The organism is Streptomyces sp. NBC_01314, from assembly GCF_041435215.1.
In the GTDB taxonomy this organism is placed as follows: Bacteria; Actinomycetota; Actinomycetes; order Streptomycetales; family Streptomycetaceae; genus Streptomyces.
Genome location: NZ_CP108394.1, coordinates 8,747,481 through 8,771,895, shown reverse-complemented (window position 1 = coordinate 8,771,895; position 24,415 = coordinate 8,747,481). Strand labels below are relative to the sequence as shown.

Here is a 24,415-nt window from a genome sequence, read left to right as displayed (position 1 = left end):
ATCTACGCCACCGGTCGGGCCGTCCATCCCCGCGGTCGGTCCTTAGGGTGGAGGCATGCTTTCGGAACCACGCTCAGGGCGTCTCGCCTCATGGGGAAATGCCCTTATTGCCGGACTTGTCTCACCGGATGACGCGGTGCTCGCGATCGTCGGGGAGGACGCGGTGCACCGGGTGGAGGGGCTGCCCGGTGAGTCGGGGCCGGTCGGGCTGACGCTCGCGCTGGGGCGGTTGCGGGCGCTCGGGGTGACCGGGCTGCGGGTCGCGCTGCCCACGGCGGGGCATCCACTGGGGCTGAGCGGGCCGCCGGAGTTCAACAAGCGGGCGCTGGAGGCGGAGGAGGCGGTCGTCTGCCACGGGGGTGCGCTGGGGCTGGTGCCGGAGGTCTACGCGGTGGGGCCCGCCGGGGACGAACATGTGGAGGTCGTCTGGCAGTGCCTGGAGGTGCGGGAGGCTCCACCGGCCGATGTGCCGTCCCTCGGGGAGGCCGAGCGGGAGTTGGCGGAGGCCTTGCGGGAGGCGACCGCCGTGCTGTCCCGGCTGGACGTCGCGGCGTCCGGGCCGGTGGCGGAGGCGGCGATCGACGCGTACCGGGCGCGGGCCGAGCGGGGGCGGGAACTCTTGGCGCCCGGGTATCCGCCGCGCGCGGTACGGGTGCTGGAGCTGGCGCAGCGAATCGGGCTGCTGATCTCCGTGGCCCGGGAGAACGGCCACGGGGGCGCCGTGAGCGCCTCCGAGATGGCCTCGCGGACGGCTGCGCTGCGACCGGTGGAGCGGACGGCTCGGCGGGCCCAGGTGGCGGCGTACAACGCGTTCGTGGAGGAACGGGAGCGGGGGCGGTAGTCGGCCGGGGGTGCGCTGCCCTCTTTTGGCGGACTGTCGCCTGGCGGCTGCGCTGGGCGACAGGCGGTGTGTTGCCCGGCGGCTGCGGTCGGCGGGAGAACGGGGTTTCGCTCACCAGCGCTTGCCGGGTGCCGCTGCGCCCACCCGTGCCGCCCCTGGCGGCACAACTACCCGCAGCCGGGTAAGCCCGCCGCCGGGTCGGCGGCGCCGCTTCGCGGGGCCTGCGGGCCAATGCGGCGCGGCTCAGTGGTTGGCCGTGATGTTGCGGAACGCCAGGTTGAGCGCCAGAGGCGGCGGTGACGGCCAGGGCGGCCTTCTTGGCGAAGTTCGCGAGCTGCGTTCCTCACGCGTCGTACGGGTCCGGCCCGCCCTCGGGCCGCGCGCTGATCGACGCAGGCCAGGGGCGCGGTGGCACGGACGAGCGGTGGGAACTGCCCGGTCGACGCATCAGGGCATCAGGGCATCAGGGCATCAGGGCGATGGAACGACGACGCGGGGAAATGATGAGGCGAAAGCCTGACCGGCCTCCCAGGCGCCTGGAAGGCCGGTGGTCACTGGTGCTCCGGGGCGGGAACGTCAGTGGTTGACACCCAGGTTGCCGAAGGCCGGGTTCAGGATGCCGACGACGTTCACGCTGTTGCCGACCGCGTTCACGGGAATGTCGACCGGGGCCTGAATGACGTTGCCCGAGACGACGCCCGGCGAGCCGATGGCCTTGCCGTCGGCGTGCGCCCCACCGTCGGTGGCGGAGGCCATACCGGCACCGGCGGCGACGAGGCCACCGGCCACCATCGTGACAGCGGCGGCCTTCTTCAGGTTCTTCACTTTGAGCCCTTCCTTGCGATCACTGCGGCGGTCGCACGCAGCACGCACTGAAGAACGCGGGCAGTCCCGACAGGATGCGCCACCCGAGGGACATACACCCGACAGTATGAATCTCAGCCCGGAGTGGAACCCTCCATGTTGCCGGATAATCCGTACATCATCAGGCCACACCGTGACGTACCGCCCATAGTGCGGCCTGGGTGCGGTCCGCGAGGTCGAGCTTCATCAGGATGTTCGAGACATGGGTCTTCACCGTCTTCTCGGAGAGGACCAGTGCGCGGGCGATCTCCCGGTTGGAGCGGCCGTCGGCTATCAGGCCGAGTACCTCGCGCTCCCGCTCGGTGAGTGAACCGCTCCTCCCCTGGCCGGAGTTCACCTCCTCCCGGGACAGGAGCGCGTCGGCGACCTCCGGCTGGAGGAGGATGTGTCCGGCGTGCACCGAGCGGATGGCGCCGGCGAGGGCGTCGGGGTCCACGTCCTTGTAGACGTACCCGGCGGCGCCGGCGCGCAGTGCGGGGACGACGGTGCGCTGCTCGGTGAAGCTGGTGACGATGAGCACGCGCGCGGGGTTGGCGAGTTCGCGGAGCTTGCGCAGCGCGTCGACACCGTCCATGCCCGGCATCTTGACGTCCATGAGGACGACGTCGGGCCGGAGCTCCTCGGCGCGGGCGACTCCTTCGGCTCCGTCAGCGGCCTCTCCCACGACCTCTATGTCGTCCTGCACCTCCAGGAAGGTGCGCAGGCCGCGTCGGACCACCTGGTGGTCGTCGACGAGCAGCACCTTGATTGCGTCAGCCACCGGGGACCTCCATCTCGATCGTGGTGCCCTTTCCGGGCGCCGATTCCACGCTCAGTCGGCCGCCGACCCCGCCGGCCCGGTCGCGCATGGAGACCAGGCCCAGGTGGCGGCCCGCGCGGCGTACGCCCTGGGGGTCGAAGCCGGCGCCGTCGTCCGTGACCCGCAGGACGGCTCCGCCGCCGTGCCGGTCGAGGGTGACGTCGACCCGCTCGGCTCCCGAGTGCCGCAGGGCGTTGTGCAGGGCCTCCTGGGCGACGCGCAGCATGGCCTCCTCCTGGGCGGCGGGCAGCGCGCGGGCGCCGCGGCCGGAGAAGGTGACGCGGGCGCTGTGGGCACGGTCCAGTACGTGGATCTGGGTGCGCAGGGTGGCGACCAGGCCGTCCTCGTCGAGTCCGGCGGGGCGCAGCTCGACGACGGCGGCGCGCAGTTCGTCCGCGGCCTCGGCGGCGAGTGCGGCCACCTGCTGGAGTTCGCCCTTGGCGCGGGCGGGGTCGCGGTCGACGAGGGCGGCGGCGGCCTGGGCGGTCAGGCGCAGGGAGAAGAGTTTCTGGCTGACCGCGTCATGGAGTTCGTGGGCGAGCCTGGAGCGCTCCTCGGCGATGGTCAGCTCGCGGCTGCGCTCGTAGAGGCGGGCGTTGGTCAGGGCGATCGCGGCGTGCTGGGCGAGGGTCGACAGCAGTTCCTCGTCCTCTCCGGTGAAGCCGCAGCCGCCCTCGGGGCTGGGGCAGCGCTTGTTGGCGAGGAAGAGGGCGCCGATGACCTCGTCGCCGTCGCGGATGGGCAGGCCCAGGAAGTCGACCAGGTCGGGGTGGGCGCTCGGCCAGCCTTCGAAGCGGGGATCCTTGCGGACGTCGGCCAGGCGCTCGGGGGTGGCCTCGTGGAGCATGGCGGCGAGGATGCCGTGCTGGCGCGGGAGCGGTCCGATGGCCTTCCACTGGTCGTCGCTGACGCCGTCGACGACGAACTGGGCGAAGCCGCCGTGGTCGTCGGGGACGCCGAGCGCGGCGTACTCCGCGTCGAGCAGCTCACGCGCGGAGGCGACGATCGTCTTGAGGACGTCGCGCACCTCCAGGTGCCTGCTCATGGCCAGCAGCGCGGAACTCACCGCGGCGAGGCCGGACCGTGGACCTTGACTCATGACCTCACCGTACCGGCGGGGTCCGACACCGCGGATCGGACCGTCGGAGGCCTGGTCCGGGCCCTCGGACCTAGGCCGGAGGCCTACGACCGGTCCTAGGACAGTTCTAGGACCCAGCCGGGCCCGGTGGGCCTAGGGCGAAGGGCCCCGGTGTTCTGCGGCCCGCGCACGAGGCGGCGGGGGCCGCCCCGTTCCTACGTTGGGGTCACCGCCGACCGGGTCGGGAGGCGGCTGAGGACGAGGGGACGGATGTCATGCCGGTAGCGATCATCACGGGGGCTTCGAAGGGGCTGGGCCGGGCGCTGGGCGCGGCGCTGGCGGAGCGCGGGTGGGACCTGGTGCTCGACGCCAGGACCGCCGAGGCGCTGAAGGAGTCGGCGGCGGAGCTGTCGGGGTACGGGACGCGGGTGGAGGCGCTGCCGGGTGATGTCACGGACGCCGGGCACCGGGCCGGGCTGGTGGCGGCGGCGCGGGGGCTGGGCGGGGTCGACCTGCTGGTGAACAACGCAAGCGCGCTGGGCGCCGAGCCGCTCGTCCGGCTGGAGGGGCTGGCGCCGGACGGGTTGCGGCGGGCGCTGGAGGTCAATGTGGTCGCGGCGCTGGGGCTGGTCCAGGAGGCGTTGCCGCTGTTGCGGGCCTCCGGGGCGGGTGCGGTGATCGGCGTCAGCTCGGACGCGGCGGTCGAGGCGTACGAGACGTGGGGTGGGTACGGGGCCTCGAAGGCGGCGCTGGACCAGCTGTCGGCGGTGCTGGCCGAGGAGGAGCCGGGGCTTCGGGTCTGGGCCGTCGATCCCGGGGACATGGGCACGGACCTGTACGCGGCGGCCGTACCGGGCGACGACGATCCGCGGCCGAGCCCGAGGAGTGTGGTCCCGGCCTTTCTGCGGTTGCTCGACGAGCGGCCGGCCAGTGGCCGCTACGGGGCGCCGTCCCTGCTGGAGGGGCGATGACGACGGCGGCGGTGCGTGTGCCGGACGGGTCGCACGCGCGCGTGCCCGCCGAGCAGCGCGGGCCGGGCCTCGACCGGGACGGGGTACGGCTGCTGGTCTCGCGCGGTACGGAGGTGTCGCACCACGCGTTCGCGGCGCTGCCGGGGTTGCTGAGGGCGGGGGACCTGCTGGTCGTCAACACGTCGCCGACGCTGGCGGCGGCGGTGGACGGGACGGTGGGGCACGCGCGCGTGGTGGTGCATTTCTCCACGCGGGGCGACGACGGGCGGTGGGCCGTCGAACTGCGGGATCCGGACGGGCGCGGCACCACGCGCGCGCGGGCGGGCGGTCCGGCGGGGACGGAGGTGCGGCTTCCCGGTGAGGTGCGGCTGGTCCTGGAGGAGCCGCTGAGCGGACGGGGTGAGCGGCTGTGGTGGGCCCGCGTGTCCTCGGCGGCTGTCGCCGGGGTGCTGCGGGAGCACGGGCGGCCCATTCGTTACTCCTATACGGAGCGGGATCAGCCGTTGTCCGTGTATCAGACGGTGTTCGCGTTGCCGTCCGAGGACGGGACGGGGAGCGCGGAGATGCCGAGTGCGGGGCGGCCGTTCACGGCACGGCTCGTGGCGGAGCTGGTGAGCCGGGGTGTGCAGTTCGCGCCGGTCGTGCTGCACACCGGGGTGGCGTCGGCGGAGGCGCACGAGCCGCCGTATCCGGAGCGGTTCGCGGTGCCGGAGGCGTCGGCGCGGTTGGTCAACGCGGCGCGGGCAGGTGGCGGGCGGGTCGTGGCGGTGGGGACGACCGCGGTGCGGGCCGTGGAGTCGGCCGCCGGGTCCGACGGCGTCGTACGGGCGTGGGAGGGGTGGACGGACCTGGTGGTGACGCCGGAGCGCAGGGTGCGGGTGGTGGACGGGCTGCTGACGGGGCTGCACGAGCCGGAGGCCTCGCATCTGCTGATGCTGGAGGCGGTCGGGGGGCGGGCGGCGATCGACCGCGCCTACGAGGAGGCGGTCGAGGGGCGCTACCTGTGGCACGAGTTCGGGGACGTGCACCTCATCCTGCCGGGCCGCTCGCCGAAAGGGCCTCACGGAGAGCATTGCGACAGCAACTGCCGGTGAGACCGGCGCCCGACCCGTGTGAGCCCGCCCATAGGGTGCGCATCACGTACGAACGTGCCTAGGAGAGGGATAAGGGCGGTTTGAGCGGGAGAGACGGGTTGGTCTGTCCTGTTTTGCCGGTTCCGGTTCAACTAAGCAGGATCGTACGTCACACCTTTGCCAGACGATTTTGCGGCCGCTAAGAATTGCTTCAGTCGCTCGACGCCGTGGGTTCTTCCGCGGCGTTTCCGCTGGAAGAGCAGTGTCCTGAACCGGCCCGAGAGCGACCTCCGCGCTATCGAAGAGGTCCATCACTTATGCCCAAGAACGCCAACGTCCTCCGCAACCGTCTCGCCCTGACCAAGACCCACAAGCTGTCGTTCGCCGGAGTGGCCGCCGTCGGCGCCGCCTCCCTCGCGTTGTCGCTGGTGCCGGCCCAGGCTCAGACCTCCGCGAAGACGGTTTCCGCGGCGCCGGTGGCGTTCAGTCAGAGTGCGACCCAGGCCGCGAAGGCGAGCGTCACGGACCAGGCCGCCGACGCCGACAAGAAGGCCGCCGCCGCTGCCGCGAAGAAGAAGGCCGAGCAGGAGCGCGCGAAGAAGGAGGCCGCCAGCCGGTCCGCCCAGCGCGCCAAGATCGCCAAGGCCGCCGCAAAGACCTACCCGGACAATCTCGACGGCTGGATCCGTGAGGCGCTCGACATCATGAAGAAGCACAAGATCCCGGGCACCTACCACGGCCTGCACAAGAACATCATGCGGGAGTCCTCGGGCAACCCGAAGGCCATCAACGACTGGGACATCAACGCCATCAACGGCGTCCCGTCGATCGGTCTGCTGCAGGTCATCAAGCCGACCTTCGACGCCTACCACGTCCCGGGCACGGCCAAGAGCCAGTACGACCCGGTCGCCAACCTGACGGCCGCCGCGAACTACGCCGCCGACCGCTACGGGTCGATCGACAACGTCAACAGCGCGTACTGAGGCCTGCGCGGACCTCTGAGAACGTGGAAGGGCGGCACCCGGTGCGGGTGCCGCCCTTCGTACGTCGGTGCCCGGCCCATGGGCCGTGGGCGCTACTTCCGCATGACCTCCGGTTCGTGGCGGCGCAGGAAGCGGGCCACGAGGACACCGCAGATCACGCCGATCACGATGAGGGCGATCATGTCGAGGCTGTAGGAGCCGACCGTGTGGTCCCACAGCGGGTCGGTGTCGCCCGCCTCCTTGGGGGGACTGATGTTGTTGAAGTCCAGCGTGGCACCGGCGGCGGCGACCGCCCAGCGCGACGGCATCAGGTACGAGAACTCGTTGACGCCGGGGCTGCCGTGCAGGGCGAAGAGGCAGCCGGTGAAGACGACCTGGACGATCGCGAACATCACCAGCAGCGGCATCGTCTTCTCGGCGGTCTTCACCAGCGAGGAGATGACCAGGCCGAACATCATGGACGTGAAGCCGAGGCCCATGATCGGGATGGAGAGTTCGAGCATGACGGCGAACTTGCCCTCGCCGAAGATCAGCGCCTCGTCCGGGATCGTCCGACTGGAGAAGCCGATCGCGCCGACCAGGGCGCCCTGGAACACGGTGACCGCGCCGAGGACGATCACCTTGGACATCAGGTACGCCGAGCGTGACAGGCCGGTGGCCCGCTCCCGCTCGTAGATCACCCGTTCCTTGATCAGCTCGCGGACGGAGTTGGCGGCGCCCGCGAAGCACGCGCCGACCGCGAGGATCAGCAGCACCGTGGTGGCCGTGCCGTTCGGGACGGGCAGGCCGGACGCCTTGTTCACCCCCCGGACCAGCAGGTCCTTGTCCGGGTCGATGAGCAGGCTCACCGCGCCGAGCACGGCCGGCAGGATCACCGTCAGCGCCAGGAAGCCCTTGTCGGACGCGATGACGGAGACGTAGCGCCGGACCAGGGTGCCGAGCTGGGAGAGCCAGCCCTGCGGCTTCGGCGGACGCATCGACTGCGGCGGCGGCATGTGCACCGACTGCGGGGCCACGGCGTCGATGTCCGCGGCGTACATCTGGAAGTGCTGCGAGCCCTTCCAGCGGCCCGCCCAGTCGTAGTCGCGGTAGTTCTCGAAGGCGGAGAAGACGTCGGCCCAGGTCTCGTAGCCGAAGAAGTTCAGGGCCTCCTCGGGCGGACCGAAGTACGCCACCGAGCCGCCCGGGGCCATCACCAGCAGCTTGTCGCAGATCGCCAGCTCGGCGACGGAGTGGGTGACCACCAGGACCGTACGGCCGTCGTCGGCGAGGCCGCGCAGCAGCTGCATGACGTCGCGGTCCATGCCCGGGTCGAGGCCGGAGGTCGGCTCGTCCAGGAAGATCAGCGACGGCTTGGTCAGCAGCTCCAGGGCGACCGAGACGCGCTTGCGCTGGCCGCCGGAGAGCGAGGTGATCTTCTTGTCCTTGTGGATGTCGAGCTTCAGCTCGCGCAGCACCTCGTCGATACGGGCGTCGCGCTCCTGGGCCGTGGTGTCGGCCGGAAAGCGGAGCTTGGCCGCGTACTTGAGGGCCTTCTTGACGGTCAGTTCCTTGTGCAGGATGTCGTCCTGCGGGACCAGACCGATGCGCTGGCGCAGCTCGGCGAACTGCTTGTACAGGTTCCGGTTGTCGTAGAGGACGTCACCCTGGTTGGCCGGGCGGTAGCCCGTGAGCGCCTTCAGCAGGGTGGACTTTCCGGAGCCCGAGGGGCCGATGACCGCGATGAGCGACTTCTCCGGGACGCCGAAGGAGACGTCCTTCAGGATCTGCTTGCCGCCGTCGACGGTGACCGTCAGATGGCGTGCGGAGAAGGAGACGTCACCGGTGTCGACGAACTCCTCGAGACGGTCGCCGATGATACGGAACGTCGAGTGGCCGACGCCGACGATGTCGTTCGGGCCGAGGAGTGCCGTGCCGCCCTTGGCGATCGGCATACCGTTCACGAACGTGCCGTTGTGCGAGCCGAGGTCACGGATCTCGAAGCGCCCGTCGGGCGTCGCGTGGAACTCGGCGTGGTTGCGCGAGACCTGCAGGTCGGAGACGACCAGTTCGTTCTCCAGGGCACGGCCGATGCGCATGACACGGCCGAGTGCCAGGTGGTGGAACGTGGTCGGGCTGCGGTCGCCGTAGACCGGCGGCGCCCCCGCGCCACCACCGGGGCCCTGCTGCGGGAAGCCCTGCTGCTGCGGGACCTGTGCCTGCTGCGGCTGCTGCCAGCCCCCCTGTGGCGCCTGCTGCGGCGGGGCCTGCTGGCCGGCGTATCCGGCGCTCGCGCCCTGCGCGGCGTACGGCTGCTGAGGCTGTGCGACGGACGCGGCGGAACCGGAGAGGCTGACTCTCGGTCCGTCGGTCGCGTTGCCCAGGTGCACGGCCGAGCCGGGGCCGATCTCCAGCTGGTGGATCCGCTGCCCCTGCACGAAGGTGCCGTTGGTGCTGCCGTGGTCCTCGATCACCCAACTACGGCCGCTGTAGCTGATCGTGGCGTGACGCCAGGACACCCTGGCATCGTCGAACACGATGTCCCCCTGCGGATCACGTCCGAGGGTATATGCCCTGGACGGATCGAGCGTCCAGGTTTGTCCGTTCAATTCCAGTACGAGTTCCGGCACTCCATGCCCCACTGAGTTGTCCCCCGATTTACCCCCATCACAGGGAGTCTAGGGATGTCGAACATCGGGGGGAACTATTTCAGGCTCGGCCCCCTGACCGAAAGTCGGGCCTTGTGAAGAGTGCGTACGGGGGCATCGGCCGGGCCCGTTGACGGGGTTGAAACCGGGCCGGAGAGTGGTAATCCCACGCGAGGGGGACATCAGCGGTACAACGCCGCGATGCGGATCGGGGGGGTCCGACCATGAGCGACCGGAAAGTCGGCCGAGGCAGGAGCGTGCCGTGGGGGGATGTACTGTTCTCCGCGATCGCCGCCGTGAGCTGGGCCTTGATCGGAATGGCGGGTACGGCGGCACTCGGCCTGCATCTGCTGGAGGCCGACTCGGCGGGCGAACTCGGGCCCATGACGGCGGCGGTTGTGGCGCTCGGGGCGGGTGGGTCGGTGACCCCGTCCGGCGATGTGTCCGTCTTTGGCCTGGAAGGAGCACAGGCCACCACCGCCATCGAGATCACGCCACTGGGTGTAGGCCTGGTGGGAGCGCTCCTGCTGTCCTGGTTCTTCCTCCGGTCCCTGCGGGGAGCGGGAGTTGTGATCACCCCCGTCGAACTCCTCGCGCGGGCGGGCACGGTGCTCGCGCTCTTCGTGGCACTGATGGGCGGCCTGGCCTGGGCCGGGAACGCCGTCATCACCCTCGACGGAACCCAGCTGGGGATCGACGGACAGCTGCCGGGCGGCGACGCTCTCGACGACGTGGAGATCCCCGGGCTCGGTGACATCGGGGACATCGGCGGCGGCCTGCTGCCGGACCGGCTGGGTGACCTGGCCGACGCGAACGCCAAGGTCGGCTTCACGGTCGACACCGTGCCGACCCTGCTCGGCGGCCTGGCCTGGTGCCTCGGAGTGCTGCTCATCGCCCTGCTGGCGTCGCGCCGCACGCCCCTGCCGCACGCCCTCGACGCCGTCCACCGCGTCGTACGGCCGGCCGTGTCCGCCGTGGTGACCGTGCTGCTGGTGGCGGTCCTGGCCGGGCTCGCGGCTGCGGCGTACGCGGCGATCAGCGACCCCCACCCCGAGCGGATCGCCGGCGCGGCCCTCCTCGGCGCGCCCAACGGCGTCTGGCTGGGCGTCCCCATCGGCCTCCTCGTACCCTGGGACGGCCAAGCCACCGGCGCACTGGCCGACCTCCTGCCCGACCCGCTCGACGAGCTGCTGCGCATCGACGCGAGCGAGCCCGTGACGCTCGGGCGCCTCGCCGAACTGGACAGCAGGGTCTGGCTGTTGGGCCTCGCGGCCGCGCTGATGATGCTGTACGCCGGGGTCCTGACCGCCGTACGTACGCCTTTTGCACGGGAATCGGCTGCCGCTGCTGCCGGGGGTGCGTCCGGTGCTGATGTACGGGGCGGAGGAGTGCTCGGCTTCGTGGGGCGCTGCGCTCTTCGGCTGGGCCTCGCGACAGCAGTGGCGCTGCCGTTGCTCGTATGGCTGACGGAGGTGTCGGTGGACGCCTCGCTGAGCCTGTTCGGCTTCGACGCGTTCGACGCGGGGGTCGAGCTGCGCGGGCAGACGGTGATGGCCCTGGTGCTGGGCGCGCTGTGGGGCGCTGGTGCGGGGGCCGCCGGGGCGCTGCTGGCGTGCGCGACGCGGACCGCCGGGCTGCGGGCCTCGCCGTGGGCACGGGGGGACTCGGGTGGCGGCGGGGCGGGGGGCACCACCGAGGCCTACGAGACCTCCGCGACACCCTCCTCTTCGGGACCGTACGCGCCGGGGGCGCCCTACCGGCCGCCGAACCCGGACACCAATCCGTATCTGCGCCTGCCGGACGAGCTACGGAGGCCGCAGGGCCCGCCGGGGGCACGGGAGCCCCGGGAGTCCCAGGGGTCTCGGGAGTCCCGGGGGTCTCGGGACTCTCAGGGGTCTCGGCCACCCGACGTGAACGCGGCGCCCACGGTGGTGCGACGGTTCACTCCTCCGCCGCGACGGCCGGGGTCGGGTGCGGGGTCCGGGGCGGGGTCGGGGGCAGGCGCCGGGTCCGGGGCGGGTGGCTGGCCGGCTCCGCCGCCGCCACCGGAGGAGGGGCCGCCACCGCCTCCGCCACCGCCACCGCCTCCGCGAGGGCCCCGGGGGCGTTGAAATGTCCGAGGACGACGGGGTGATCCGAGGGACTGTCCGGGGGCGTCGTGCACGATCCGGGTGCGCCTTCAGTCACTGGTAACCCAGTGTTCTCCGTCCGCTGGGCGAACCTCAGGGGCGAAAGGCACGGGCGCCGGATACGGTTGGCACATCATGAGCGCTTCGCAGACCTACTCTGACGTCCCCACCATCCTCGTCAAGATCTTCGGCAAGGACCGGCCGGGGATCACCGCCGGGCTGTTCGACACCCTCGCCGCTTACTCCGTCGACGTGGTCGACATCGAGCAGGTCGTCACCCGTGGCCGGATCGTGCTGTGCGCGCTCGTGACCGAGCCGCCCGCCGGGCAGGAGGGCGACCTGCGGGCGACCGTCCACAGCTGGGCGGAGTCGATGAAGATGCAGGCGGAGATCATCTCCGGCCTGGGCGACAACCGGCCCCGTGGCCTCGGCCGCTCGCACGTCACCGTCCTCGGCCACCCGTTGACCGCCGAGTCCACCGCCCGCATCGCCGCCCGGATAACCGCGACCGGCGGCAACATCGACCGTATCTTCCGGCTCGCCAAGTACCCGGTGACGGCAGTGGAGTTCGCGGTTTCCGGCGCGGACCCGGAGACGCTGCGGACCGCGCTGGTCACCGAGTCGGTGGCGCTGGGCGTGGATGTGGCCGTGGTCGCGGCGGGGCTGCACCGGCGGGCGCAGCGGCTGGTGGTCATGGACGTGGACTCCACCCTCATCCAGGACGAGGTGATCGAGCTCTTCGCCGCGCACGCCGGGTGCGAGAAGGAGGTCGCCGAGGTGACCGCGGCCGCGATGCGCGGCGAGCTGGACTTCGAGCAGTCGCTGCACGCGCGGGTGGCTCTGCTGGAGGGGCTCGACGCCTCGGTGGTGGAGAAGGTACGCGGCGAGGTCGTGCTCACACCGGGGGCGCGTACGCTGATCCGCACGCTGAAGCGGCTCGGCTTCCAGGTCGGCGTTGTCTCGGGCGGGTTCACCCAGGTCACGGACGACCTCAAGGAACGGCTGGGGCTCGACTTCGCGCAGGCCAACACGCTGGAGATCGTCGACGGCAGGCTCACCGGCAAGGTCGTCGGGGAGATCGTCGACCGCGCGGGCAAGGCACGGCTGCTGCGCCGGTTCGCCGCCGAGGCGGGGGTGCCACTGGCACAGACCGTGGCGATCGGCGACGGTGCCAACGACCTCGACATGCTCAACGCCGCCGGCCTCGGCGTCGCCTTCAACGCCAAGCCGGTCGTCCGCCGGGCCGCGCACACCGCGGTGAACTTCCCCTTCCTCGACACCGTGCTGTACCTCCTCGGGGTGACCCGGGAAGAGGTCGAGGCGGCGGACACACACGACGAGGAGTAGCGGGGCGTACGACCGGGCCGTGAGTTTGCCCGGCCCGCTCGGTGTTGTGCGGCGCGCGCCCGTATGCGCGGGAAGGCCCGGCACCACAGTGGTGCCGGGCCGCTGTCGTACCGGGTGCCGGTGGGGCCGCGCGGCCGGGTGTTACTCCGACGGCGCCCAGTAGTCGGCCAGCGTGGTCGCGCCCGGCTCCAGGCTCTTCCAGGCGCCCTCGAAGGAGAGCACGGCGAAGGCGGCGGTCGGGAAGCCGCGGCGGTTCATCCGCTCGCGGGTGTCGCCCTCGGCGCTGCCGGCGAGGATGTCGGCGAGGCCCTGGATTCCGGGGTTGTGCCCGATCAGGACCACGTTCTGCGCGTCGTCCGGGGTCTCGTTGAGCAGGGCGATCAGCTCGCCGGGCGAGGCGTCGTAGATCCGCTCCTCGTAGACCGTTTTCGGCCGCTCGGGCAGTTCGTGGACAGCGAGCTTCCAGGTCTCGCGGGTCCGTACGGCGGTGGAGCAGAGGGCCAGGTCGAGGGGGATGCCGGAGTCGGCCAGCTTGCGCCCGGCGACGGCGGCGTCCATGCGGCCCCGGTCGGCGAGCGGCCGCTCGTGGTCGGAGACCTGTGGCCAGTCGGCCTTCGCATGCCGGAAGAGGACGATCCTGCGGGGTTCTGCGACGCTCATGTGTCCCAGCTTCGCACGAAACAGGCCATGGGGCGCAGGGAGTTGAAGTGCGGATACCCGGCTGCGGTACATGTGCTTCCGGTGGGCTGGTCGGTCGTCACAGCGCGTGGCTCAGCAGGGCCTGCTGGATCCGCTCCAGGACGTGGCCGATCATGGGGTCGCCGCTCGCCGCCCGGGCCTGCGCGGGGTCGAGGATCAGCAGGAGGAGAGCGGCGAAGGCGAGGGCGGGCAGGGCCACCGCCCACCAGGGGAGCCGGATGTCGACGCCGCCCGTGGTCGCCGGGTGGGGTCGGGTGTGCGTAGGGGCCGACATGCCGCCTCCGTGGTCTCCGGGTGGTCTGCGGCCCGTTTTCGCGGCCACATCTCGAAGCTACGGAATCCGAGCGCCTCGGCCCATCCGGTGATCCACCCACTTCACCCTGAGACTCGCCCCCTAGGGGACGGGGGGTTATCCCCACCCCTCGGCACTCAGGGTGACGCGATGGCCGCGATGATCCCGATGACGACGAAGATGGCGAGGAACGAGCCGAAGACCAGGAGCATCTTCTTCTGGCCGTTCTGGGGGTTCGGGTCGAGCACTGGCATGCGCCCAGTCTCGCACCCCCGACCCGCCGTGGAGCCGCCGGGGTGTGGCTCAGCGGGCCGCCTCGTCCTCCACCACCCGGTCACGGCCTGCCAGGATGCCCGCCGCGATCTGCGGGAGCATGAGGGCGGCCATGAGGGCGAGGGGCAGGCCCCAGCCGCCGCTGTGCTGGTAGAGGACACCGACGAGGAGCGGGCCGGGGATCGAGATCAGGTAGCCCGTGCTCTGCGCGAAGGCGGACAGCTTGACCACCCCGGCGCCGGTGCGGGCCCGCATGCCGACCATGGTGAGCGCCAGCGGGAAGGAGCAGTTGGCGATGCCGATCAGCATCGCCCACGCCCAGGCTCCCTCGGCAGGGGCGAGGTAGAGGCCGCCGTACCCGAGGAGCCCGCAGACGCCCAGGGCGACCGCGATCGGCCCCTGGTGGGGCAGCCGGGTGGCGAGCCGGGGGATCACGAAGGCCAGCGGGACACCCATCACCATCGTGACGGCCAGCAGCAGTCCCGCCGTGCCGGCCGGGACCCCCGCGTCCCGGAAGATCTGCGCCATCCATCCCATCGTGATGTAGGCGGCGGTCGCCTGGAGCCCGAAGAACACGGCGAGCGCCCAGGCGGTACGGCTCCGGGTGATGCGCGGCGCGGGCCCTTCCTCGCGTACGGGGGCCTGCGCCGCCCCGGCCCGCCCGGCGGAGCCGGCGCCCCGGTTGCGTACGAACGGCAGCCACGGCACCACGGCCGCCGCCGCGAGGACCGCCCATACGGCCAGGCCCGTCCGCCAACTCCCGCCCAGGGCCGCGGTCATGGGCACGGTGACGGCCGCGGCGGCGGAGGTGCCGAGGGCGAGGGCCATGGAGTAGAGGCCCGTCATGGAGCCGACCCGGTCGGGGAACCAGCGCTTGACGATGACCGGCATCAGGACGTTGCTGACGGCGATGCCCATCAGGGCGAGGGCGCTCGCGGCCAGAAAACCGGCCGTACCGCCCGCGTACGGCCGGATCAGCAGGCCCCCGGCGATCGCGACCATACCGGCGCAGACGACGGCGGCCGGGCCGAAGCGGCGGGCGAGCCGGGGCGCCATGGCGCCGAAGACGGCGAAGCAGAGCGGTGGTACGGAGGTGAGAAGGCCGGCGACGCTGCCGCTCATGCCGAGACCGACGCGCACCTCTTCGAGGAGGGCCCCGAGGCTGGTGATGGCGGGGCGGAGGTTGAGGGCCGTCAGGACGATGCCCACGACCACCAGTCGCGTCGTCCACGCGCGCGTGCCCCGCGCCGGAGGCCCGGTCCGCGGGTCGGCTCGGGCCTGTTCGGGCGCGACTCGTGCGGGTGCGGCTCGTTCGGGTGCGATTCGTGCGGATGGGGCTCGTTCAGGTGCGACTCGTGCGGGTGCGACTGTCGGCGTCAGGGTCTCCTTGCTCACCATGCCACCCATCATAGAATCATAGGATGATTGGTTGTCCATGGCCCGACCACTCCCGGTCGGCCCGTCCGTGCGAAGGTGTGCCATGCCGCTGAGCCATCCCCGCCGATCGGCGCTGTCCGAGCAGGTCATCGCCGCGCTGAGGAACCAGATCACCTCGGGCGAGTGGCCGGTCGGCTCCCGCATCCCCACCGAGCCCGAGCTGGTCGAGCAGCTGGGCGTCGCCCGGAACACCGTCCGCGAGGCCGTCCGGGCGCTCGCGCACAACGGCCTGCTGGACATCCGCCAGGGCTCCGGCACGTACGTCGCCGCGACCAGCGAACTCGCGGGCGTGATGCACCGCCGCTTCGCGGACGCCGATCCGACCCACATCGCCGAGCTGCGCTCCGCCCTGGAGTCGAGCGCGGCGAAGCTGGCGGCCGAGCGGCGCACCGAGAAGGACCTGAAGCAGCTGGACACGCTCCTGGCCCGGCGTGAGGAGGCCTGGGAGTCGGGCGACGCGGAGGCCTTCGTGACCGCCGACGCGACCTTCCACATGGCGGTCGTGGCCGCGTCCCACAACGACGTCATGACGACCGTCTACGCGGACCTGGGCGAGGTGCTGCGGGACTGGCTGCGCGGTGACGTGGGCGAGGAGCTGACCCCGGAGACGTACATGGACCACGCCCGGCTCGTGGACGCCGTCCGCGCGGGCGACGCGGAATCCGCCGCGGCGGAGGCTGCCGGGTATCCGTTCCACTGCCGTCCGGGACGGGTCAGCCCTCCCCCCGCCCGTGGCTGAACCAGACCGAGCGGACTTCCTTCCAGCAGCGCCCGGTGAGCCGTACGGTCCGTGCGGGGCCCGTCGCGACCGCGGCGCTGTCACTGTCGATGTCCCACCACCGCGCGCACTCGATGTGCAGCCGGACGTGGTCGACGGCGACGTAGGGGTTGTAGCAGTGCGCGATCACCTGGGAGCCGGTGACGGTGCTGTGGCAGGCCGCCCCGAACGGGTCGGGCTTGTTGTCGTCCACCACTACGCGCGCGTGCCGCTCTCCGGCCTCCACGCGCGCGTGCGGTGCCGACTCGGACGGGAGGGTGAGTACGAGAGCCAGGGCGACGACCGCTGGGGCGATGCTGCGGGAGATGCGCACAAGGGGGACCTCCTCGGCCGAGTGGCTGAGCGGTGTACGTCCAGCGTGCGCGGCACCCGGCCCGGGTGGCCCGCCGGATAAGCCGAACGAGTGATGATCCCGGCGCAGAGGAGTACGGCGAGGGCGCGCACCCGAATGGATGCGCGCCCTCGTACCGTCGTGCCGTCGTGGAGCCTTCAGCGGCAGCGCTCAGGCGCCGATCGCGTGCAGCCCGCCGTCGACGTGGATGATCTCGCCGGTGGTCTTCGGGAACCAGTCGCTCAGCAGGGCGACGACGCCCTTGCCGGCCGGCTCCGGGTCCTTGAGGTCCCACTCCAGGGGCGAGCGGTCGTCCCACACGGCGGCCAGCTCGCCGAAGCCCGGGATGGACTTGGCGGCCATGGAGGCGAGGGGGCCGGCGGAGACGAGGTTGCAGCGGATGTGCTGCTTGCCCAGGTCGCGGGCGATGTAACGGCTGGTGGCCTCCAGGGCGGCCTTGGCCGGTCCCATCCAGTCGTACTGCGGCCAGGCGAACTTCGCGTCGAAGGTGAGGCCGACGACCGAGCCGCCGTTCTGCATCAGCGGCAGGCAGGCCATGGTCAGCGACTTCAGGGAGTACGCCGAGACGTGCATCGCGGTGGCGACGGACTCGAACGGCGTGTTCAGGAAGTTGCCGCCGAGGGCGTCCTGCGGGGCGAAGCCGATGGAGTGGACGACGCCGTCGAGGCCGCCCAGCTCCTCGCCGACGATGTCGGCCAGGCGGCCGAGGTGCTCGTCGTTGGTGACATCGAGCTCGATGACCTTGGTGGGCTTGGGGAGCTTCCTGGCGATGCGCTCGGTCAGCGTGGGCCGCGGGAACGCGGTCAGGATGATCTCGGCGCCCTGCTCCTGGGCCAGCTTGGCGGTGTGGAAGGCGATGGAGGACTCCATCAGCACACCGGTGATCAGGACGCGCTTGCCCTCGAGGATTCCACTCATGGTGATCAGTGACCCATTCCCAGTCCGCCGTCTACGGGGATGACGGCTCCAGTGATGTACGAGGCGTCGTCCGAGGCGAGGAACCGCACCGTCGCGGCGACCTCCTCGGGCTGCGCGTACCGGCCGAGCGGCACCTGCTTCACGATGCCCGCGCGCTGCTCGTCGGTGAGCACCTTGGTCATGTCCGTGTCGACGAAGCCGGGGGCGACGACGTTGAAGGTGATGTTGCGCGAGCCCAGCTCACGGGCGAGGGAGCGCGCGAAGCCGACCAGGGCGGCCTTGGAGGCGGCGTAGTTGGCCTGACCGGGCGAACCGTAGAGACCCACGACCGAGGAGATGAGGACGACGCGGCCCTTCTTCGCCCGCAGCATGCCGCGGTTGGCGCGCTTGACGACCCGGAAGGTGCCCGTGAGGTTGGTGTCGATGACCGAGGTGAAGTCCTCCTCGGACATGCGCATCAGAAGCTGGTCCTTGGTGACGCCGGCGTTGGCGATCAGGACCTCGACCGGGCCGTGCTGCGCCTCGACCTCCTTGTAGGCCTGCTCCACCTGCTCGGAGTCGGTGATGTCGCACTTGACGGCCAGGCAGCCCAACTCTGTGAGGGCGGCCGGCGGCTCCCCCGAGCGGTACGTGATGGCGACCTTGTCGCCGGCGTCGGCGAACGCGCGGGCGATGGCGAGGCCGATGCCCCGGTTGCCTCCGGTGACGAGAACCGAGCGGCTCAACGGATCACCCTTTCGTTCTGAGGTCTGGTACCACTCGAACCTATCCGCCCGCCGAGCCGGGTACCGATTACGACAGCGACAGGGCGACGTGGTGCTGTCTGTGGGGTTCCCACAGACAGCACCACGTCGCGGAACGTGTCGGTGCGATGCGTCACCGGAAGATCACATGAGCGCGGAACCCCCACAGCACTTCTTGTACTCGCGCTCCGAACCGCACCAGCAGGGTCCGTTGCGCGGAGGCGGCCAGTCGGGTCGCCTGCCCACTGCGGGCCGGCTCGGCGGCGTACGCGGACCGGGCCGCCGAAGTGTCGGGGGAACCTCTTCCCTCTGCCTCCAGATACGCCGTGAGGCCACTCGACGATGCCCGATCGACCGCCAGGCGCGGGGCGCCCGCGTCGGACAGCTCACGCAGCGTGCGTTCGACCTGGAGGCGATGTCCGCCATGGTCGTCGCCGTACGCGTCCGCGGCCGACGGCCGACGGCCGACGCTGGAGCAGTCGCGCGAACTCGTCGGACGGCCAGAACGGGACGCGGTTCTTCACCGGGCCGGAGACCGCCTGTTCACCTTCGTCGTGCTCGCCCGGGAGCGCCTCGAACTCGGCCCGCAGGGCCAGTCGTCGTGCGGTTCGCCCAGCAGGCGTCGCACCCGGTGCCGGCCGATGACGAGTTCCTGCAGACCGAAGGAGTCCGGGGCGTCGGCGACCACGTCCGCCGTCACGGGGGCGCCGACGCCCAAGGAGTGCGTGATGCCGGCCGTGTACCACTCGGCGGCCTTCGCCGTGTCGTCTCCTGCCCCGAAGACCTGGGCGACGACGCTCCAGGCATCCGCGACCCGGGGACGCCGCGCGCGGAACGCGGCAGCCGCCGCCCGAGCGTCGTCCTCACGCCCGGCGTACCACAGTGCGTCGATGCGCCAGGCGTCCACGCTGTCCGGCTCCTGACAGCCGCCCGACTCCGGGTCGAGCAGCCGCTCGTAGAGCGCCACCGCCCGCTCGTGCTCGCCGGCGTCGAGCCATGCCTGGCGGCCTCACGGAGCAACTGCTCCCGGGGCCTCGGGGTAGTAGGGCTCCGGTTGGGGCGGAGGAGGAACGTTCCGCGGTCACCGGTCCGGGTGGTACGACGGGTGTTGGACGAACGCGCTTACGGTGACGGCCTCTTGAGCCGGTGGCGCCGGCATGCGCCCGGGGTGGTGGGGAGGAGGCCATCTTTTTGTACGCGTACGAGTGTCGGACGGTGCCCGGGGTGGTCGCAGCCTGAGGGTACGCGCGGGCGGTGGTTCGAGCGTCAACTCCCGCCGTGGTCCGAAGAGCAGACCAGTCGCCGGGTCACGGCACAGGGGCATCGTTCCAGCGGTCCGATCACTGGTTCGCGGCAGGCACGGGAGTTGGTTTCCCGTGTCCGCCCGTTTGTCTGTGCCCCATGATTCACTGCCTCCGACGGTCACCACAGGCAAGCCCGAAGGGAACCCCACCCGTGCCCCATGAAGTCGATCAGTCGTTCCTGGCACTCCCCCTACGGGCTCTCGCCGACGCCGCGCTGGCCCGCGCCCGTGCCCTGGGCGCCGACCACGCGGACTTCCGGTTCGAGCGGGTGCGCAGTGCCTCCTGGCGGCTGCGGGACGCGAAGCCGGCCGGGTCGTCGGACACGACGGATCTCGGGTACGCGGTGCGGGTGGTGCACGGCGGGACCTGGGGGTTCGCGTCCGGGGTGGACCTGACGATGGACGCCGCCGCGAAGGTCGCCTCGCAGGCCGTGGCGATGGCCCAGCTGTCCGCGCGGGTCATCAAGGCCGCCGGGTCCGACGAGCGGGTGGAGCTGGCGGACGAGCCGGTGCACGCGGAGAAGACCTGGATCTCCTCGTACGGGATCGATCCGTTCACCGTCCCCGACGAGGAGAAGACCGCGCTGCTCACGGAGTGGAGCACGCGGCTGCTGGCGGCCGACGGGATCAACCATGTGGACGCCTCCCTGCTCACGGTGCACGAGAACAAGTTCTACGCGGACACCGCCGGCACCGTGACCACCCAGCAGCGCGTACGGCTGCATCCGGCGCTGACCGCCGTGTCGGTCGACGAGTCCAGCGGTGAGTTCGACTCGATGCGCACGCTGGCGCCGCCGGTCGGGCGCGGCTGGGAGTACCTGACGGGCACCGGCTGGGACTGGGACGACGAGCTGGCGCGGATCCCGGAGCTGCTCGCCGAGAAGATGCGGGCGCCGAGCGTCACGTCCGGTGTCTACGACCTGGTCGTCGACCCGTCCAACCTGTGGCTGACCATTCACGAGTCCATCGGCCACGCCACCGAGCTGGACCGCGCGCTCGGCTACGAGGCCGCGTACGCCGGCACCTCCTTCGCCACCTTCGACAAGCTCGGCAAGCTGCGTTACGGCTCCGAGCTGATGAACGTCACCGGTGACCGCACCGCCGAGCACGGCCTGGCGACCATCGGGTACGACGACGAGGGGGTGGAGGGCCAGAACTGGGACCTGGTGAAGGACGGCACCCTTGTCGGCTATCAACTCGACCGCCGTATCGCGAAGTTGACCGACCTCGGACGCTCCAACGGTTGCGCGTACGCCGACTCCCCCGGGCATGTGCCGGTGCAGCGCATGGCCAACGTGTCGCTGCGGCCGGACCCGGCCGGGATGTCCACCGAGGATCTGATCGGCGGGGTCGACCGGGGGATCTATGTCGTCGGGGACCGGTCGTGGTCCATCGACATGCAGCGGTACAACTTCCAGTTCACCGGTCAGCGGTTCTTCAGGATCGAGAACGGGCGGATCGCCGGGCAGCTGCGGGACGTCGCGTACCAGGCGACGACGACCGACTTCTGGGGTTCCATGGCGGCCGTGGGCGGGCCGCAGACGTACGTCCTGGGCGGTGCGTTCAACTGTGGGAAGGCTCAGCCGGGCCAGGTCGCCGCGGTGTCGCACGGCTGCCCGTCGGCCCTCTTCAAGGGCGTCAACATTCTGAACACCACGCAGGAGGCCGGTCGATGAGCGCGGGGAACAACAAGGCGCACAAGCCGCACGAGATCGTCGAGCGCGCTCTTGAGCTGTCGCGGGCCGACGGCTGTGTGGTGATCGCCGACGAGTACTCGACGGCGAACCTGCGCTGGGCGGGCAACGCGCTGACCACGAACGGGGTCACCCGGGGCCGGTCGGTGACCGTCGTCGCCACCGTCGACGGCAAGGAGGGCACCGCCTCCGGGGTCGTGTCGCGGTCCGCCGTGACCGCCGCGGAGCTGGAGCCGCTGGTGCGGGCCGCCGAGGCCGCCGCGCGCGGCGCCGGACCCGCCGAGGACGCCCAGCCGCTGGTCACGGGCGTGGCACACTCCCCCGACTTCACGGACGCGCCCGCCGAGACCTCCTCCGACGTGTTCGCCGACTTCGCGCCGGCGCTCGGGGAGTCGTTCGCACGCGCGCGTGCGGGCGGCCGCGAGCTGTACGGCTTCGCCAACCACGAACTGGTGTCGAGCTACCTCGGTACGTCCACGGGGCTGCGGCTGCGGCACGACCAGCCGAACGGAACGCTGGAGCTGAACGCCAAGTCCCCGGACCGCAAGCGCTCGGCCTGGGCGGGGCGCTCCACGCGGGACTTCAAGGACGTCGACCCGGCGGTCCTGGACGCGGAGCTGGCCGTACGGCTGGGCTGGGCCGAGCGACGGGTACCGCTGCCCGCCGGGCGGTACGAGACGCTGCTGCCGCCCACGGCGGTGGCGGACCTGCTGATCTACCAGATGTGGTCGGCGTCGGCTCGGGACGCGGCCGAGGGCCGGACGGTGTTCAGCAAGCCCGGTGGCGGTACCCGGATCGGCGAGCGGTTGACCGACCTGCCGCTGACCCTGCGCAGCGACCCGGACGAGCCGGGCCTGGAGTCGGCGCCGTTCGTGCTGGCCCACGCCTCCGGCGGCGACAGCTCGGTGTTCGACAACGGCCTGCCGCTGAAGGAGACCGAGTGGATCAGCGGGGGCGAGATCGCGCACCTGCCGACCACCCGGCACAGCGCGGGGCTGACCGGGCTGCCGGTGGTGCCGACGATCGGCAACCTGATCCTGGACGGCGGCGAGGACCGCTCCCTGGAGGAGATGGTCGCCGCCACGGAGCGCGGGCTGCTGCTGACCTGCCTGTGGTACATCCGCGAGGTCGACCCGGCGACGCTGCTGCTGACCGGGCTGACCCGGGACGGCGTCTACCTCGTGGAGAACGGCGAGGTGACGGGTGAGGTCAACAACTTCCGGTTCAACGAGTCGCCGGTGGACCTGCTCGGCCGGGCCACGGAGGCCGGGCGCACGGAGAAGACACTGCCGCGCGAGTGGAGCGACTACTTCACCAGGGCCGCGATGCCGGCGCTGCGGGTGCCGGATTTCAATATGAGTTCTGTCAGCCAGGGCGTATAACCTCGTACCTGATTACGAGCTCAATCAAGGAGACACGAGAACCGTGACGGACATCGTCGACGAGCTGAAGTGGCGGGGGCTGTTCGCCCTGTCCACCGACGAGGACGCTTTGCGCAAGGCGCTCGCGGACGGTCCCGTCACGTTCTATTGCGGTTTCGACCCGACCGCGCCGTCCCTGCATGTCGGGCATCTCGTGCAGGTGCTCACCGTGCGCCGGCTCCAGCAGGCCGGGCACCGGCCGCTGGCGCTGGTCGGCGGCGCGACGGGCCTGATCGGTGACCCCCGCCCCACGGCGGAGCGCACGCTGAACGACCCGGAGACGGTCGCGGGCTGGGTCGGCAGGCTGCGTGCCCAGATCGAGCCGTTCCTGTCCTTCGAGGGTGAGAACGCGGCCGTCATGGTCAACAACCTCGACTGGACCGAGGGCCTCTCCGCCATCGAGTTCCTGCGGGACATCGGCAAGCACTTCCGCGTCAACAAGATGCTGACGAAGGACTCCGTCGCCCGTCGTCTGGAGTCCGACCAGGGCATCAGCTACACCGAGTTCAGCTACCAGATCCTCCAGGGCATGGACTTCCTCCAGCTCTACCGCAGGTACGGCTGCACGCTCCAGCAGGGCGGCAGCGACCAGTGGGGCAACCTCACGGCCGGCCTGGACCTGATCCACCGGATGGAGCCCGGCGTCGAGGCGCACGCGGTGGCGACGCCGCTGATGACCAAGGCGGACGGCACCAAGTTCGGCAAGACCGAGGGCGGCGCCGTCTGGCTCGACCCGGAGATGACGACGCCGTACGCGTTCTACCAGTTCTGGCTGAACGTGGACGACCGTGACGTGACGCGGTACCTGCGGATCCTGTCCTTCAGGTCCCGCGAGGAACTCGAGGAGCTGGAGAAGCAGACGGAGGAGCGGCCGCAGGCGCGGGCCGCGCAGCGTGCGCTGGCCGAGGAGCTGACGACGCTGGTGCACGGGGCCGAGCAGACCGCCGCCGTGATCGCCGCGTCCCGCGCGCTCTTCGGACAGGGCGACCTGGCCGAGCTGGACGAGAGGACGCTGGCCGCGGCGCTGTCCGAGCTGCCGCACGCGAAGGTCGCCGAGCTGGCGACGGTCGTCGATCTCCTCGCGGAGGTCGGGCTGGTGCCGAGCAAGTCCGCGGGGCGACGGACCGTGAAGGAGGGTGGAGCCTACGTGAACAACGTCAAGGTCACCGCCGAGGACGCGGTTCCCTCCCGGGAGGAGCTGATTCACGGGCGGTGGCTGGTGTTGCGGCGCGGAAAGAAGAACCTGGCCGCCGTCGAGGTGACTGGGGCCTAGGCTCCGCAGGGGCGTGGGGATCTGGCGGGTGCCGCTTCGTCGTGGCTTGTCGCGCCGTTCCCCGCGCCCTTTTCGGGGCTCAGGTTCGTTGTTTGTTCTTGCCCAGGGTCGCCATGTAGGCCATGTCGCCCAGGGCCACGATGACGATCGCGGCGATCAGCTGGAAGGCGTGGCGGGTCCAGTCGATGCCGGAGGTCTCCTCGACCCCGAAGCCACGCGCGATCGCGTTGCCGACGACGGCGCCCAGAATGCCGAAGATCGTCGTGAGCCAGAGCGGGCTGTGCTGCTTGCCCGGAATGATCGCCTTGGCCAGCAGGCCGAGTACGAATCCCACGATGATCGCCCACAACCAGCCCATGGCTGCCTCCTCGTACGGCTCGACGTGAGCATTACGCCCAGTGTCGGCCCGCCTCCGATACGCCGCATGTCGGGCACGGCCGTACGCGCTACGGCGGATTTCCTCCACCCCCGTGGAAGTGACCCGGTCTCGTAGGCGGCGCAGACGCGGCGTAACGTGGAG

At 71.2% G+C, this 24,415-nt stretch carries 24 protein-coding genes; 10 read left to right on the top strand and 14 right to left on the bottom strand.

All coding sequences use genetic code 11. The annotated features are described in order from the left end of the window. The first annotated feature begins 55 nt into the window (after nt 1-55). Nucleotides 56-841: a hypothetical protein gene (locus tag OG622_RS38590; RefSeq protein WP_371581261.1), complete on the top strand. Its 786-nt coding sequence runs from the start codon at nt 56-58 to the stop codon at nt 839-841. Between the two features lie 576 nt (nt 842-1,417). Here the strand turns inward: OG622_RS38590 and chpE are convergent. The 3 genes from chpE to OG622_RS38575 all read right to left on the bottom strand — a co-directional run bounded on the left by chpE (nt 1,418) and on the right by OG622_RS38575 (nt 3,603). Beyond that, the gene (chpE, locus tag OG622_RS38585) at nt 1,418-1,666 is read right to left on the bottom strand and encodes a chaplin ChpE (RefSeq protein ID WP_371581260.1); all 249 of its coding nucleotides are present in this window, start codon (nt 1,664-1,666) and stop codon (nt 1,418-1,420) included. Between the two features lie 160 nt (nt 1,667-1,826). Beyond that, entirely contained in the window at nt 1,827-2,465 is a 639-nt protein-coding gene (locus OG622_RS38580; protein WP_371581259.1) for a response regulator, read from the bottom strand. Then, complete coding sequence (locus OG622_RS38575; RefSeq protein ID WP_371581258.1) at nt 2,458-3,603, bottom strand: GAF domain-containing sensor histidine kinase; 1,146 nt, start codon at nt 3,601-3,603, stop codon at nt 2,458-2,460. Before OG622_RS38575 ends, OG622_RS38580 begins: the two co-directional genes overlap by 8 nt. A 254-nt stretch (nt 3,604-3,857) precedes the next feature. Here OG622_RS38575 and OG622_RS38570 point away from each other — a divergent pair, with 254 nt between their 5' ends. From OG622_RS38570 to OG622_RS38560, 3 genes are all read left to right on the top strand, one after another. After that, on the top strand, nt 3,858-4,553 hold the full coding sequence (locus tag OG622_RS38570; protein ID WP_371581257.1) for an SDR family NAD(P)-dependent oxidoreductase: 696 nt from the start codon (nt 3,858-3,860) through the stop codon (nt 4,551-4,553). After that, nucleotides 4,550-5,647 carry an S-adenosylmethionine:tRNA ribosyltransferase-isomerase gene (locus tag OG622_RS38565; RefSeq protein ID WP_371581256.1) on the top strand — a complete coding sequence of 366 codons (1,098 nt, stop codon included), beginning with the start codon at nt 4,550-4,552 and terminating at the stop codon, nt 5,645-5,647. The genes OG622_RS38570 and OG622_RS38565 overlap by 4 nt, the downstream gene beginning before the upstream one ends. Before the next feature lie 296 nt (nt 5,648-5,943). Further along, complete coding sequence (locus OG622_RS38560) at nt 5,944-6,609, top strand: transglycosylase SLT domain-containing protein (protein WP_371581255.1); 666 nt, start codon at nt 5,944-5,946, stop codon at nt 6,607-6,609. 92 nt (nt 6,610-6,701) lie between these two features. Here the strand turns inward: OG622_RS38560 and OG622_RS38555 are convergent, their stop codons facing one another. Further along, entirely contained in the window at nt 6,702-9,218 is a 2,517-nt protein-coding gene (locus tag OG622_RS38555) for an FHA domain-containing protein (RefSeq protein ID WP_371581254.1), read from the bottom strand. A gap of 242 nt (nt 9,219-9,460) precedes the next feature. Between OG622_RS38555 and OG622_RS38550 the strand changes: the two genes are divergently transcribed. Together OG622_RS38550 and serB are read left to right on the top strand one after the other, a co-directional pair. Further along, nucleotides 9,461-11,347: a streptophobe family protein gene (locus OG622_RS38550; protein ID WP_371581253.1), complete on the top strand. Its 1,887-nt coding sequence runs from the start codon at nt 9,461-9,463 to the stop codon at nt 11,345-11,347. Between the two features lie 153 nt (nt 11,348-11,500). Continuing rightward, on the top strand, nt 11,501-12,712 hold the full coding sequence (serB, locus tag OG622_RS38545; protein ID WP_371581252.1) for a phosphoserine phosphatase SerB: 1,212 nt from the start codon (nt 11,501-11,503) through the stop codon (nt 12,710-12,712). A 141-nt stretch (nt 12,713-12,853) separates the two neighbouring features. Here serB and OG622_RS38540 read toward each other — a convergent pair whose 3' ends face one another. From OG622_RS38540 to OG622_RS38525, 4 genes are all read right to left on the bottom strand, one after another. Then, nucleotides 12,854-13,372: a histidine phosphatase family protein gene (locus OG622_RS38540; RefSeq protein WP_371581251.1), complete on the bottom strand. Its 519-nt coding sequence runs from the start codon at nt 13,370-13,372 to the stop codon at nt 12,854-12,856. Nucleotides 13,373-13,469: 97 nt separating this feature from the next. After that, nucleotides 13,470-13,685, bottom strand: a complete 216-nt coding sequence (locus OG622_RS38535) for a hypothetical protein (protein ID WP_371581250.1) — start codon at nt 13,683-13,685, stop codon at nt 13,470-13,472. Nucleotides 13,686-13,840: 155 nt separating this feature from the next. Continuing rightward, nucleotides 13,841-13,957, bottom strand: a complete 117-nt coding sequence (locus OG622_RS38530) for an SGM_5486 family transporter-associated protein (RefSeq protein ID WP_005477623.1) — start codon at nt 13,955-13,957, stop codon at nt 13,841-13,843. Between the two features lie 49 nt (nt 13,958-14,006). Further along, on the bottom strand, nt 14,007-15,386 hold the full coding sequence (locus OG622_RS38525) for a CynX/NimT family MFS transporter (protein ID WP_371581249.1): 1,380 nt from the start codon (nt 15,384-15,386) through the stop codon (nt 14,007-14,009). A 70-nt stretch (nt 15,387-15,456) separates the two neighbouring features. Between OG622_RS38525 and OG622_RS38520 the strand changes: the two genes are divergently transcribed. After that, nucleotides 15,457-16,152 (top strand): FadR/GntR family transcriptional regulator, encoded by a 696-nt coding sequence (locus OG622_RS38520; RefSeq protein ID WP_371581248.1) that lies wholly within the window; start codon nt 15,457-15,459, stop codon nt 16,150-16,152. On the opposite strand, the gene OG622_RS38515 is transcribed toward OG622_RS38520, so the two are convergent. The 5 genes from OG622_RS38515 to OG622_RS38495 form a co-directional block, all read right to left on the bottom strand. Then, the gene (locus tag OG622_RS38515; protein ID WP_371581247.1) at nt 16,127-16,504 is read right to left on the bottom strand and encodes a hypothetical protein; all 378 of its coding nucleotides are present in this window, start codon (nt 16,502-16,504) and stop codon (nt 16,127-16,129) included. The two genes, OG622_RS38520 and OG622_RS38515, sit on opposite strands and share 26 nt — an antisense overlap. 189 nt (nt 16,505-16,693) lie before the next feature. Continuing rightward, a complete protein-coding gene (gene fabI, locus OG622_RS38510; RefSeq protein WP_371581246.1) occupies nt 16,694-17,461 on the bottom strand; it encodes an enoyl-ACP reductase FabI in 768 nt (255 codons plus the stop codon). 5 nt (nt 17,462-17,466) lie between these two features. Further along, nucleotides 17,467-18,186 carry a 3-oxoacyl-[acyl-carrier-protein] reductase gene (fabG, locus tag OG622_RS38505; RefSeq protein WP_371581245.1) on the bottom strand — a complete coding sequence of 240 codons (720 nt, stop codon included), beginning with the start codon at nt 18,184-18,186 and terminating at the stop codon, nt 17,467-17,469. 162 nt (nt 18,187-18,348) lie between these two features. Continuing rightward, nucleotides 18,349-18,630 (bottom strand): SEC-C metal-binding domain-containing protein, encoded by a 282-nt coding sequence (locus tag OG622_RS38500; RefSeq protein WP_371581244.1) that lies wholly within the window; start codon nt 18,628-18,630, stop codon nt 18,349-18,351. 94 nt (nt 18,631-18,724) lie between these two features. After that, entirely contained in the window at nt 18,725-19,171 is a 447-nt protein-coding gene (locus OG622_RS38495) for a hypothetical protein (RefSeq protein ID WP_371581243.1), read from the bottom strand. Nucleotides 19,172-19,659: 488 nt separating this feature from the next. On the opposite strand from OG622_RS38495, the gene OG622_RS38490 reads away from it, so the two are divergent. Genes OG622_RS38490 through tyrS form a run of 3 tightly spaced genes read left to right on the top strand, consistent with a single transcriptional unit; the run spans nt 19,660 to nt 23,895 of the window. After that, nucleotides 19,660-21,183, top strand: coding sequence for a TldD/PmbA family protein (locus tag OG622_RS38490; RefSeq protein ID WP_371581242.1), 1,524 nt, complete (start codon nt 19,660-19,662; stop codon nt 21,181-21,183). Beyond that, complete coding sequence (locus OG622_RS38485) at nt 21,180-22,583, top strand: metallopeptidase TldD-related protein (protein WP_371581241.1); 1,404 nt, start codon at nt 21,180-21,182, stop codon at nt 22,581-22,583. Before OG622_RS38490 ends, OG622_RS38485 begins: the two co-directional genes overlap by 4 nt. Before the next feature lie 43 nt (nt 22,584-22,626). Continuing rightward, a complete protein-coding gene (tyrS, locus tag OG622_RS38480; RefSeq protein WP_371581240.1) occupies nt 22,627-23,895 on the top strand; it encodes a tyrosine--tRNA ligase in 1,269 nt (422 codons plus the stop codon). 79 nt (nt 23,896-23,974) lie between these two features. Here the strand turns inward: tyrS and OG622_RS38475 are convergent, their stop codons facing one another. Beyond that, nucleotides 23,975-24,253, bottom strand: a complete 279-nt coding sequence (locus tag OG622_RS38475) for a GlsB/YeaQ/YmgE family stress response membrane protein (protein WP_371581239.1) — start codon at nt 24,251-24,253, stop codon at nt 23,975-23,977. Nucleotides 24,254-24,415: the final 162 nt, after the last annotated feature.